Consider the following 11,962-nt stretch of genomic DNA (forward strand, 5'->3'; position numbering starts at 1 on the left):
TGGCATGGGTGTGCTGGAGCTCGCATGGCGACGACTGTGGTGATCCGGTTCGGAGATCGTCGTCATGTGGATGCCTGCCGACCCCCGTCCGCAACGCCCCGCGTGAACTCCCCCCGCGCCACCCGGCTCGCCATCCCGTCCCCGGGGAGGGAGCCGTAGCCCGTGGCTGCCCAGATGCTTTGGCCCTCGTAGTACGGGATCAGGCGGCCGTCCTCGGTGAGTTCCGTCAGGGAGTCCGGGGTGCGGTGAGTGGCGAGGGTTGTGGTGCAGGTGGGGCAGGTGGCGACCGTGACGCTCTCGCGGTGGCCCAGGCGGCGCCATGTCGTGCGGGTGGTGGCCTGACCGTGGAGGGGGTTGAAGTAGCAGAGGGGGAGTGAGGGGTGGGGTGCCAGGGCGGCTCGGCCCTCCGCTGCCAGGGCCAGGGCTCCTGCCAGGTCCGTCAGGTCCCTCGCCTCGTCCAGTACCTTGCCCGCCGCCGCGTACGCGTCCAGCGCGCGGGACAGGTCCGGTGTTGTCGCCGCGTCCGCCGTACGGACCGCCTCGCCGAGCGCCACGACCTCCGCCTCCGCTCTGTGCCGTACCTCCGCCTCCTCGGCGGCGCGAGCCGCGCCAAGGGCGGGGGTCATCGCGGGTGTCCTACGGCGATGGCGGCGGCGGTATGCGACGAGGGCCGCTGTTGTCAGGACTGCCAGCGCCAGGCCTATGGCCGCCGCCACCTGCGGCCATGCGCTTCCTTCAGGCTTCTCCGCCGGCTTCGGTTGGTCCCGCTGCTCCCCCAAGTCCTCCGTCGCCTCCTCGTACACCTCCGTCCCGTTTCCCTCCGCCACCAGCTCCACCGCCTTCGACGTCAGGTCCGCCAGGCCCGCGTCGCGCATCTCGTCCAGGAAGCCGGTCGCGGCGACCGCGTCGCGGGTCTGGTGGGTGTCGGCCGGCCACTCGTAGCCGTTGAGGGAGTCCGTGAAGACGCCGTCCGTGGTGATGAGGATCAGCTCGCGCTGCGGGAGGCGGTCGTGGAGGACGGAGGCGAGGGTGTCGGCGTCGCCATTGAAGGGGTCGCCCTTGGTCAGGGGGGTGAGCACCACCTTGATCGGCAGGCCGGTCTCCTTGATCTGTTGCGTCAACTCCCGTTGGCGGGACGGTGGTACCGCGTCTGCGTATGCCCTGTCCACGTACACCGGTTCGTCGCGCAACTCGTTCGCGATGCGTTCGCCCGCGCTCGGGGCGTCGGCCGCCTGCGATCCCGTCGCGGGGAACACGGTCAGGAGCGCGGTCAGTGCCGCCGCCGTCAGTACCGCTCGGTTACGCGACATGTGTCATCTCCCTCACCTTCTCGATCAGGCGGCGGATGCCGTCGGGGACGACGTCCAGGGGCTCGGCTTCCAAGTAGGGGACGGGAGGGTCGGGGAGGGCCAGTACGCGGGTGGGCATGGTGGAGGCATCTGACGTGGCCTTTTCCCGGCAGGCGCCGCAGATGTGGACGTGGCGGCGTTCCTTGCGCTCGGCGGAGAGGCGTACCTGGTGGCGGGTGACGGCCGGACCGTGCAGGGGGTTCACCGCGCAGCAGCGGTTGTAGCCCTTGCGGTCGAGGGCGGCGCGGCCCGCGCGGGAGAGGACGATGACCGCGACCAGGGCCGCGGAGTCGGTCTCCGGGTTGTCGATACGGGCCGGGTCGCCGTCCAGCAACAGCAGCGCCGCGTCCAGGCAGTCGCCGGGGCGGGGGTCGGTGGACGGGGGTGCCGCCTCGAAGTCCGTTTTCAGCGCGCGGAGTTCGGCGTGGGCCGTGCGGCGCAGGTACGACGTCGTCGGCTTCGTCGGAGACGCGTCGGGCAGCGCGGACGTCGGCAACGGCCCTTTGCTGCGGCGCCGGAGCACGGCGATCGCGATCGCGGCAAGGGCCTCCAGCAGGCCGTACGCCAGACCGGCGACGAGCAGGCCCAGGAACAGTCCGCCCCAGAAGTCGTCGCCGAAGAGCGGCGGGAGGTCGTCCTCGGTAACGGGGTTGGTGACCGGGTTCGGGTCGCCGGGGGTGTCGGGCGTGTCCGTGCGGGGGGCCTCGTCCAGGTAGGTCATCAGGGCGTCGAGGCGTTCGCCGAGGAGATAGTCGTCGGCGTCGCGTGCCTTGCCGTCGCCCAGGGTGATGGAGTCCGGAAGGTCGAGGAGCAGGTCCAGACTGTCCAGCCGCAGGCCGTGGTTGAAGGCGTCGATGCCGCCGTAGAGCGGGTCGGCGACGATGTACACCCCGTCCTGGCCGACCTTGTCGTGCAGCGCGTACGCGAAGTTCTCCTCGTCGCCCTCCGACTCGTCCTCGGAGATCTGCGGGACGACGGCGACGAAGACGGGGCCGCCGCCCTCGGAGCGTTCGAACTTCTCGATACGGCTGTGCAGACGGGCGAGTTGCTTCTCGTCCAGGACGCGGGGGCTCTCGGGGTCGGTGTACACCGGGTCCTCGGCGAGCCCTTCGGCCACCCGGTCCAGGCGGACGTTCAGGTCCATCGCGCGGGGGCGGGGGGAGGAGCTGGACCTGGTCTGGTCGAAGGCGGCGTTGGCGGTGAGGAGTACGGCGGCGCAGGCGGCGACAGCCGTGGCGGTGGGGGCGATCCAGCGACGGGGGGAAGACTTTCCGCCCTTCTTCTTGCCCTGCCTGGCCTTGCCGGGCCTACCGCCCTTCAGCTTCCGCCGCCAGCGCCGTACGGCGGGGAAGAGCAGCAGGATGACCGTGGGTACCGCCGTGGTCAGGACGCCGGTGAGGACCGACTGGTCCTCGCGGTCGGACGGGCCGATGTACATCGACTCCGGCCCGTCGGCGTCGTACTTGTCCCGCGCGGCCTGCGCCCGCTGCGCCGCCTTCTCCGGCCCCTGGGCGATGACCTCGGCGAAGAGCTTGAACTCGTCCAAGGGGTGGGTGTCGTAGGGGAGTTCGTAGATACAGACCGTGAGGGCGTCGTCCGCGGGGGCGCGGACGCCGAACGCCTCGGCGTACGACACCGACGAGTCGTCGACGATCACGAACAGCCCGTCCTTGCCGAGCCGGTCATGTACCGCGCCGAGCAGGCCGTCATCGTTCACGGCGCCGCTCGGCAGGACCATGACGTACGTCGGTACCCCGGTCCGCTTCGCCACCTCGGCGAAGTCCGGCGCCATCGACTTCGGCACCTCGCGCGGGAGCTGGTCCGACACGTACACCGGGTTCTCGCGCAGCCGGTCCGCCAAGTAGGCGGCCTGCGTATCGGCGGCCCGCGCCGGAGTCGCTGCGGCAAAGGCCGCGAACAGGGCCGTCAGGACGCCGAGTACGAAGAACGCCCGTACCCGTACCAAAAGATTCCCCGCGCCCAACGTCGCCTCCCCCGTACCAGGCCCGCAGTTCAACGAGGCACTCTACTCAGGCCTTCACTGCTGCGAAACGAAGGCCCGGGGAGGCGGGGGTGCTTCAGGCTTCGGGGCCGGCTTCGGTTTCGGGAGCTGTCTCCGTACAGGTCGTCGGCTGAGCGCACCGTCAGGGCCCGGGTGAGCCAGCCGCGGAGTTCGTCCAGGTCTGTGGAGGAGGTGATGCGCTCGCGCGCCGCCTCGGTGACCTCGACGCCCCGCGTATCGAGGATCAGCAGAATGTCCTCGATCCGCCCCTTGGCCAGTCCTTCGTCTCGCAGGCGCTGTGAGGTGTCTGAGCGGAAGAAGGAGAGGTCCACGGACATCAATTGCCTCCATGTCTCGGCGGCCGTGGCAGTGCCGAGGCCGAGTTCGGTATTCATGTCCTGGCACATGACGAGGAGAACGGGAGGGATGCCGTACTTCTCTTGCAGATGTGCGACGTAATAGGCCCAGCTGGTGGGCTCTGACCATGCGTCGAAGTGTGGTCCCGGTCCCCCGAACGGGTCTGGCATATGCCTCCGGTTCATCCGATCGGGGGAGCCGAGCCCCCCCGGCTCTCCTCGTGTGCGAAACGTGCAGGGCTCATGGGCGCCCCGTGAGGGACGGGCCCCACCCCCGTAGCTCTTCGCGCCCGCACAGCAGCACCCTGTTCGTGCGCGCCGCGACAACTGGGTGACCTGCGCTTCCAGTTGCGGATGAGTAACAGAACTGTCCCCGCTCCGCACGGGGCCGGGCGCGCCTTGAGGGGCTTATGGGCGGCTGATACGGTGCGATGGCTTGACACTCACCCCAGCCGCTGGGTACCGCACAGGGCGCGAGAACAGCCCAGGTGGGCGGGTGAAGTGTCCGGAATTGCAGAGTATTTGACAGTCTTGGCAGACAATTTCTTGGGTGTACGGGGAGCGGTTGCGTGAAGATCCAAGAGCGTACGGGGGCGGGCGCGGGACGTTCCGCCGCTCCGGCTCAGCCTTCGGTCGGTGACCGGCTTCCCACCCCTCCTCGCGAGCGCAAACCCGCCCTTGCCGCGCTGGCCGTGCTGCTCATCCTGGTCGGCGCCCTCGGCGCCACCATGCTCGTGCTGCAGGCCGGTGACCGTGTTGAGGTCGTCAAGGTGACCAAGGAGATACAGGCGGGCCAGTCGGTGACCGACAGCGACGTCACCTCCGTGCTGGTCGCCAAGGACGACAGCATCCGCTACGTCAAGTGGACCCAGCTCAAGTCCCTCAAGGAACTCAAGGCCAAGTCCACCATCTACGCCGGCACCGTCGTCATCGGCGACATGTTCACCGACGAGGTCCGCGTCAGCGAGGGCAAGGCCACCGTCGGTCTCTCCCTCAAGGCCGGTCAGTACCCGACCGGTCTGAAGGCCGGTGACACCGTCGCCGCCTACCGTGTGGGCGCCAACGCGAGCCGCAACAACAACGCGGACAACGAGGACGGCGCCGCCGCCGGCTCCGGCAACAGCCTCATCGTCGACCAGGCCACCGTCGCCTCCGTGCCCAGGGGGAAGGACGAGGGCGACCTCGTCGGCAGCTCCAACCTCGCCCTCACGCTGACCGTGGACGCCGACCAGGCCGCCCCGCTCGCCCAGGCCGCCTCCAACGGCGAAGTGGCGCTCGTGCTGGTGCCGGGCAACAACGGCAGTAATTAAGAAGAGGCGGCACATCCCCATGGCGCTCATCGCTCTCGCCGCCGACAAGGGTTCCCCCGGCGTCACCACCGCGGCCGTCGCCCTCTCGGCGGTCTGGCCGCGCCGCGTCCTGCTCGCCGAGACCGACCCGGCGGGCGGCGACCTGGTGTACCGCAGCGCCGCCGCGCACGGCGGACCGCTCAACCCCAACACCGGCATGCTGTCCATAGCCGCCACCGCGCGGCGCGGACTCGTACCCGATCAACTCTGGGACCACGTACAGCCGTTGAGCGGCGGGCTTGAGGTTCTCGTCGGACTCGGTATCGCCGAGCAGGCCGCCGGGCTCGCCGGGCTGTGGCCCACCCTCGGCCGGGCCTTCGCCTCCCTCGCCGACTCGCCCAACGCGCCCGCCGACGTCATCGCCGACTGCGGACGGATCAGCGGGGACACCCCGGCCGTGGAACTCTTCCCGCACGCCGCCCTCGTCCTGCTGATCAGCCGTACCGAGCCGGAGGCCATCGCCCGCGTCCGCGACCGCGCCGCCGCCCTCGCCACCAAGCTGCACGGCGGCCCGCGCGGCGCCGCCAGCCTCGCCACCCCGCTGATCGGGGTCGTCCTGGTCGCCGACCCGGGCGCGGCGTCCAAGATCTCCGGCCAGGTCAACGACATGCTCGTGCACGCCCAGACCGGCGCCCGAGTTGTCGGCACCATCGCCGACGACCCCACCGGCGCCGACCAGCTGGCGGGACGCAAGCGCGGACGCCTGGACAAGTCGCTGCTGATCCGCTCGGCGCGCAAGGTCGCCGCCGACATCTACCAGCAGTACGGCGCCGCCTGGGCGCACCAGGCCCAGATGAACGGGCAGCCGCGATGAGCGCTGTCGACCACCAGCTGGTCAAGCGGTTCCGGCAGGAGGCCGGTGACCGCATCGCCGAACAGCGCCGCCTGGACCAGGTCAGCGGCGTCACTCCGATGTCCAGCGAGGACGAGCGGCAGTACGCCCGTGCCGTCATCGCGCAGATACTGGAGGAGTACGCCCGTACCGAGATCAACGCCGGGCGTACTCCGCTGGACGCGGAGACCGAGGAGCAGTACGCGGCCGCCGTGCACGCCGCGCTCTTCGGCGTCGGCCGGCTCCAGCCGCTGCTGGACAACCCCGAGGTCGAGAACATCGACATCAACGGGTGCGACCAGGTCTTCGTCGGCTACAGCGACGGGCGGGAGGTCAAGGGCGACCCCGTCGCGGAGTCCGACGAGGAGCTCATCGAGCTGATCCAGGTGCTCGGCGCCTACTCCGGGCTTTCGTCGCGGCCCTTCGACTCCGCCAATCCACAGCTCGACCTGCGGCTGCCCGACGGGTCCCGACTGTCGGCCGTCATGGACGTCGCGCGGCGCCCCGCGCTCTCCATCCGCCGCGCCCGTATGGGCAAGGTGTTCATCTCCGACCTCGTCGGCAACGGCACGCTGACCCCCGAGGTCGGCCACTTCCTCGCCTGCGCGGTCCGCGCCCGCAAGAACATCATGATCGCGGGCGCCACCAACGCCGGTAAGACCACGCTGCTGCGCGCCCTCGCCAACGAGATCCCCGCGCACGAACGGCTCATCACCGTCGAGCGCGCCCTGGAGCTGGGGCTCGACACCTTCCCCGAACTCCACCCGAACGTCGTGGCGTTCGAGGAGCGGCTGCCCAACTCCGAGGGCCAGGGCGCCATCAGCATGGCGGAGCTGGTGCGACGCTCGCTGCGTATGAACCCCTCCCGCGTCATCGTCGGTGAGGTGCTCGGCGACGAGATCGTGACCATGCTCAACGCGATGTCGCAGGGCAACGACGGCTCGCTGTCCACGATCCACGCCAACAGCTCCAGCGAGGTCTTCAACCGTATTTCGACCTACGCGCTCCAGGCCACCGAACGGCTGCCCATCGAGGCCAGCCAGATGCTGATCGCGGGCGCGGTGAACTTCGTCGTCTTCATCCAGCGGCGCAACGACTTCCAGAACGGCGGGCGGCTCCAGCGCATGGTCACCTCCATCCGCGAGGTCAACGGCGTCGACGGGCGCGTACTGTCCAGCGAGATCTTCGCCGAGACGCCCGACGGGCGCGTCGTGCCGCACGCGCCGATCGGCTGCCTGGAGGACCTGATCGCGCACGGCTACCGGCCCGCCGGAACCTGGGGGTGAGCACATGACCGGACTCGGCTCCATGGGCGGCCTGTTCTCCACGACCGTCCTGTACGCCCTCGCCTGCGGCGTCGCCGTCGGCGGCGGACTTGCGCTGCTCGTCGTCGCCGTACGCGGACTGCCCGCCAAGCCCGAGCACGAGAAGCAGAAGGCCAGTGAACGGGCCAACGAACTGATCCGGTTCGCCGGTCAGCGCGGGTCGCTTGCCGCCGTCGTGGGACTGGCCGTGCTGCTGCTCACCCGGTGGGCGGTGCTCGGTATCGCGGCCGGCGTCCTCGTCTTCTTCTGGGACCGGCTCTTCGGCGGGGCCGCCGAGGAGCGGGCCGCCATGAAGCGGGTCGAGGCGCTCGCCTCCTGGACGGAGTCGCTGCGCGACACCATCGCCGGCGCCGTCGGCCTGGAGCAGGCCATCCCCGCCTCCGCGCGGGCCGCCGCCCCGGTGCTGCGGCCCCACCTGGACGCCCTGGTGGACCGGTTGCGGGCGCGCACCCCGCTGCCGGAGGCGCTGCAGCAGCTCGCCGACGAGATCGACGACGCCTCCGCCGACATCATCGTCGCCGCCCTCATCCTCAACGCCCGGCTGCGCGGCCCCGGTCTGCGCCAGGTGCTCGGCGCGCTCGCCAAGTCGGCCCGTGAGGAGGTCGACATGCGCCAGCGCGTGATGGCCCAACGCGCCTCCACCCGGCGCTCGGTGCAGATCGTCGTCGCGGTGTCGGTGGCCTTCGTACTCGGACTGTCCATCTTCAACCGGGAGTTCGTCGAGCCGTACGGCGACCCGGTCGGCCAGCTCGTCCTCGCCTGCGTCTGCGGTCTGTTCGCGCTCGGCTTCCTGTGGCTGCGCAAGCTGTCCACCATCGAGACGCCCGAACGCTTCCTGGTCCGCGACGAGTCGTCGGTCCAGTTCGTACGGCCGCGTACCCCCGCGGCGGGCGAGCCGCAGCAGTCGCCGTTCCAGCCGGAGGAGGGGGCGCGTCGATGAGTGACGTGACTCTGCCGATCGTCGTCGGCGCCGTCTTCGGCCTCGGCGTCTACGTCCTGGTCCGCGCCCTGATGCCGACCAAGCGCAGCGCGGTCTCCCAGGTCGCCCGGATCGACGCGATGCGTGCCCGGGGCGCCGCCTACGAGTCGGCGCGCACCACGCAGGAGCACACCGGCCGGTTCGCCTCCACGCGAGCCGAAGTCGGCCGCCGGGTCGCCGAGTTGTACCTCCAGCAGGGCTGGGAGCAGCGCTCGCTGCGCGCCGACCTGGCCGTGCTGGAGCGCAGCTGGGAGAAGTTCCTGGCGACCAAGGTGCTGCTCGGGGTCGCCGGACTGTTCTTCGGGCCGTTCCTGTTCGCCGTCGTCTGGACGCTCGGCTTCGGCAGCAGCCCGATCATCCCGGTCTGGCTGGCCCTGCTCTTCGCGGTCCTGTTCTTCTTCCTCCCGGATGTGGAGGTACGGCGGGACGCCGCCGAGAAGCGGCGCGACCTGCGCCGGGTGATCGGCGCCTACCTGGATCTGGTGTCGATGAGCCTGGCCGGCGGACGCGGTCTGCCGGAGGCCCTGATGGCGGCGGCGGACGTCTCGGACGGCTGGGCCAACCAGCGCATCCGCAACGCCCTCGCCGACGCCCGGATCACCGGTATCAGCCAGTGGCAGGCGCTGGGCTCGCTCGGTGAGGAGCTGGGCGTGGAGGAGCTGAAGGACCTCTCCGCCTCCCTCGCCCTGGTCGCCGACGACGGCGCCAAGGTCCGCGAGTCCCTGGCCTCCCGCGCCGAGACCATGCGCCACCGCGAACTCGCCGAGATCGAGGGCAGCGCGGGCGAGAAGTCCCAGTCGATGCTCGTCGCGCAGCTGCTGCTGTGCGCCGGGTTCCTGGTGTTCCTGATCTATCCGGCCGCCATGCGTGTGTTCCAGGTCTGACGCCGACCTACCCTTCGAAAGGACAACTGATCATGACCGAACGGAACTTCCGCACCGGGATCCCGGCGGTGGACTTCCTCGTCACCTTCCTCCAGGGCCGCGTCCAGCGCGCCCGCTCCGGCGAGCTCGACCGCGGTGCCTCGGCCGTGGAGTGGGTCATCATCTCCGCTGTCGTGGTGGCCATCGTCGGCGTGGTCGCCGCGATCATCAACCGTGCGCTGGAGTCCGGCGCGGAGAACGTGGAGGACTGCATCGAGGGCGCCACCGCGTCCGGCACCTGCTGAGGCCGGGTTCGGGTACGGGGGTGCAGCGACGTATGCGCAGATGGGCGCGGAGCCGATGGCGGGCGGTCCGGGACGGGGCCGGCGCCCGCGGTGACTCCGGCATGACCGCGATCGAGTTCGTGCTGCTCACCCCCGTGCTGTTCTTCATGATCTTCGCCACGGTGCAGTTCGCGCTGTACTTCTTCGCCGACCACGTCGCCCAGGCTGCCGCCCAGGCCGGGGCGCGCAAGGCCCGCGCCACGGCGGACGCCCAGCCGGGCGCGTGGCGCGGGGAGGCCCGTACGGTCGTCGACAGCTACATCGACCAGCTCGGCCCGTCCCTGGTGCTCTCGCCCGACGTGACCATGCTCCAGCCGGAGCAGAACACGGTCGGCGTGGAGATCACGGCACGGGTGCCGTCGGTCTTCCCCGGACTGAACCTCACCGTGCACGCGCAGTCGGCGGGGCCGGTGGAGCGGTTCGTGCCGGAGGAGGGGTGATGGAGGACGCCGTTCGTACGGCCGACGACCGAGGCCTGTCGACTGTGGAGGACAACCGGGGTCTGCCGGCTATGGAGGGCGACCGGGGCCTGTCGACCGTGGAAGTGGTCATCCTGGCCCCGGTGATGATGCTGTTCATCCTGGTGCTGGTGGCCTTCGGTCAACTGGTCGACGGACGCGGCGCCCTGGACGGCGCCGCCCGGGACGCGGCCCGCGCGGGCTCCATCCAGAAGGACCACGCCACGGCGATGGCCGAGGCCCGCAAGGCGGCGGCCGCGAGCCTGGAGGGCGTGTGCTCGGGTCCGGTCACCGTGACGCAGACCAGCACGGGCTTCGACCCGGAGGTGGACCCCATGTTCAGCGTGCAGGTCAGCTGCCGGGTACGCGGTCTGGCCACGCTGGGCCTGGACATCGACCCGACGATGGACGCGACGTTCAGCTCGCCGCTGGACCCGTTCCGGAGGTCCGCGTGAAGGTGTGGCTCCGGGGCCTTCGGTCCCGTATGGACGACCGGGGCTCGGGCGCCGGCGCGGTGATCATCTTCGCGCTGGTCTTCCTCTCCCTCTCCGCCTTCGTGATCGACGGCGGCCTGTCCATCTCCAAGCGCGAACGCGCCGCGGACATCGCCGAACAGGCGGCCCGTTACGCCGCCCAGGACATCGACAAGGAAGCCCTCTACGACAACGAGGGCGGTCCCGCGCCGATCAACTTCCAAAACTGCGACGCGCGGGTCAAGGAGTTCGCGGCCGAGATGGACATGAACGGCCCGGACATCGCGGCGACGCACTGCGTGACGGCGGACGTGAACCAGGTGCAGGTGGAGGTCCAGCTGACGTACTCGCCGGTGTTCACGGGGATGTTCTTCGGCGGGGACGTGGTGGTGAAGGGGCAGGCGGTGGCGGAGAACGAGGTGGGGTGAGCCTTGTTGGTTCCCCTCAGGCCTTGTTGCCCCCACCCTCCTTCTTCCCCCGCTTGTCCTCGGTCTTCATGGCGTCGTTGACCTGCTTGGCCAGTTCGTCGTCGAGCTTCTTGAACTCGCGGACCACGGCGTCGGACATGCTCGAGAGGGCGTCGAGCTGCTGTCCGATGTCCTCGCGGCCGTCCTCCCAGTTGGACTCGAAGTCGGAGAGGGCGCTGTTGACGGTGCCGTCGCCGATGTCGTCCTCGTAGGACTCGAACATCTTCTTGGTGTGGTTCATCCGCGTCTTGATGGACCGCAGGCGCCGCCCGTAGTCCTCCAGCTCGGTCAGCGGCAGTGAGAGATCGCTCTTGCCCTTGCCCATGTGTCCGTCCCCCGACTGTTGCTCGTAGGCTGATCGGCACGGTACCTCGGACGAAGGGGCAAGGTCGACGTCATGGCCCGCTACATGGAGGCGCTCACCATTGAGCGCGGCGGCTTCCGGATCAACGTTCCGGAGTCGTGGTGGGAGTTCGACGTACGCCCCGAGTCCCGGGACGACTCGATCCGCCGCATGGTGAACGAACGCATACAGGCGCACCCCGAGCTGGCCAAGTACCGCGACGCGTACCTGGACTTCCTGCGCAAGGCGGCGGCGGACGCGTGGAAGTCGGGTGCGCTGTACTGCGGTTGCATGGCGGAGAGCTTCGGCGGTGACACCCCGATCACGGGCTCGGTGACGGTGTCGCTGGTCTCGGGCCGCTCGTCCTCCGGGGAGCCGCTGTCGACGGACCCGATGGTGATGGCCGGCCAACTCGCCGTGAAGGAGGCGAAGAAGGAGGGCGACTCCTGGCGGAAGGTGACCACGGTCGACATTCCGGGCGTGGGGCCGGCGGCGCGGACGTACGGCATCGAGGACATCGCGATCCCGGACGACGCGCTGAAGCGGACGGTCCGGGCGGTGCTGATGCAGACGTTCATCCCGGTGCCGGGCCAGGCGGGCAAGGTGGCGCTGGTGGCCGGAAGCAGCCAGGTGCTGGACCTGGCGGACTCGTTCTTCGACATCTTCGACGCGATCACGTCGACGTTCCGCTTCACGGGGTAGGACGTTCCGCTTCACGGGGTAACGGAGCAATGGCGTAGCGAAGTACCGGGAGCCGATTTCCCGAACCACCGTTCGCACGCTGGTAAGTTCGCGTGTGCATACGCAGTTGTTCTTGGTGCA

The 11,962-nt window shown here is 70.0% G+C and carries 14 protein-coding genes; 10 read left to right on the plus strand and 4 right to left on the minus strand.

Annotated elements, in window-relative coordinates; all coding sequences use genetic code 11:
* Positions 1-62: 62 nt before the first annotated feature.
* Genes ACZ7L7_RS08855 through ACZ7L7_RS08865 form a run of 3 tightly spaced genes read right to left on the minus strand, consistent with a single transcriptional unit; the run spans position 63 to position 3,746 of the window.
* On the minus strand, positions 63-1,310 hold the full coding sequence (locus ACZ7L7_RS08855; RefSeq protein ID WP_285515938.1) for a hypothetical protein: 1,248 nt from the start codon (positions 1,308-1,310) through the stop codon (positions 63-65).
* A complete protein-coding gene (locus tag ACZ7L7_RS08860; protein WP_472075390.1) occupies positions 1,300-3,333 on the minus strand; it encodes a hypothetical protein in 2,034 nt (677 codons plus the stop codon). Before ACZ7L7_RS08860 ends, ACZ7L7_RS08855 begins: the two co-directional genes overlap by 11 nt.
* Before the next feature lie 29 nt (positions 3,334-3,362).
* The gene (locus tag ACZ7L7_RS08865) at positions 3,363-3,746 is read right to left on the minus strand and encodes a hypothetical protein (protein ID WP_472075392.1); all 384 of its coding nucleotides are present in this window, start codon (positions 3,744-3,746) and stop codon (positions 3,363-3,365) included.
* 530 nt (positions 3,747-4,276) lie between these two features.
* Between ACZ7L7_RS08865 and ACZ7L7_RS08870 the strand changes: the two genes are divergently transcribed.
* The 9 genes from ACZ7L7_RS08870 (at position 4,277) to ACZ7L7_RS08910 (ending at position 10,758) form a co-directional block, all read left to right on the plus strand.
* Positions 4,277-5,017, plus strand: a complete 741-nt coding sequence (locus tag ACZ7L7_RS08870; RefSeq protein WP_471591787.1) for a CpaB family protein — start codon at positions 4,277-4,279, stop codon at positions 5,015-5,017.
* 19 nt (positions 5,018-5,036) lie between these two features.
* The gene (locus ACZ7L7_RS08875) at positions 5,037-5,870 is read left to right on the plus strand and encodes a hypothetical protein (RefSeq protein ID WP_285516842.1); all 834 of its coding nucleotides are present in this window, start codon (positions 5,037-5,039) and stop codon (positions 5,868-5,870) included.
* On the plus strand, positions 5,867-7,174 hold the full coding sequence (locus ACZ7L7_RS08880) for a CpaF family protein (protein WP_472075394.1): 1,308 nt from the start codon (positions 5,867-5,869) through the stop codon (positions 7,172-7,174). Before ACZ7L7_RS08875 ends, ACZ7L7_RS08880 begins: the two co-directional genes overlap by 4 nt.
* A gap of 4 nt (positions 7,175-7,178) precedes the next feature.
* Positions 7,179-8,153 carry a type II secretion system F family protein gene (locus ACZ7L7_RS08885; RefSeq protein WP_471428462.1) on the plus strand — a complete coding sequence of 325 codons (975 nt, stop codon included), beginning with the start codon at positions 7,179-7,181 and terminating at the stop codon, positions 8,151-8,153.
* Positions 8,150-9,076, plus strand: coding sequence for a type II secretion system F family protein (locus tag ACZ7L7_RS08890; protein ID WP_471428464.1), 927 nt, complete (start codon positions 8,150-8,152; stop codon positions 9,074-9,076). Before ACZ7L7_RS08885 ends, ACZ7L7_RS08890 begins: the two co-directional genes overlap by 4 nt.
* Positions 9,077-9,108: 32 nt before the next feature.
* Complete coding sequence (locus tag ACZ7L7_RS08895; protein WP_176711617.1) at positions 9,109-9,360, plus strand: hypothetical protein; 252 nt, start codon at positions 9,109-9,111, stop codon at positions 9,358-9,360.
* A 32-nt stretch (positions 9,361-9,392) separates the two neighbouring features.
* Positions 9,393-9,839: a TadE family protein gene (locus ACZ7L7_RS08900; protein ID WP_453598962.1), complete on the plus strand. Its 447-nt coding sequence runs from the start codon at positions 9,393-9,395 to the stop codon at positions 9,837-9,839.
* A gap of 71 nt (positions 9,840-9,910) precedes the next feature.
* On the plus strand, positions 9,911-10,312 hold the full coding sequence (locus ACZ7L7_RS08905) for a TadE/TadG family type IV pilus assembly protein (protein WP_285516844.1): 402 nt from the start codon (positions 9,911-9,913) through the stop codon (positions 10,310-10,312).
* A 29-nt stretch (positions 10,313-10,341) separates the two neighbouring features.
* Positions 10,342-10,758 carry a TadE/TadG family type IV pilus assembly protein gene (locus tag ACZ7L7_RS08910; RefSeq protein ID WP_093718468.1) on the plus strand — a complete coding sequence of 139 codons (417 nt, stop codon included), beginning with the start codon at positions 10,342-10,344 and terminating at the stop codon, positions 10,756-10,758.
* 16 nt (positions 10,759-10,774) lie between these two features.
* Here the strand turns inward: ACZ7L7_RS08910 and ACZ7L7_RS08915 are convergent, their stop codons facing one another.
* On the minus strand, positions 10,775-11,122 hold the full coding sequence (locus tag ACZ7L7_RS08915; RefSeq protein WP_471428466.1) for a hypothetical protein: 348 nt from the start codon (positions 11,120-11,122) through the stop codon (positions 10,775-10,777).
* A 72-nt stretch (positions 11,123-11,194) separates the two neighbouring features.
* On the opposite strand from ACZ7L7_RS08915, the gene ACZ7L7_RS08920 reads away from it, so the two are divergent.
* Entirely contained in the window at positions 11,195-11,842 is a 648-nt protein-coding gene (locus tag ACZ7L7_RS08920) for a hypothetical protein (RefSeq protein ID WP_471428468.1), read from the plus strand.
* Positions 11,843-11,962: the final 120 nt, after the last annotated feature.

It is taken from the genome of Streptomyces sp. NPDC110618, assembly GCF_055657065.1.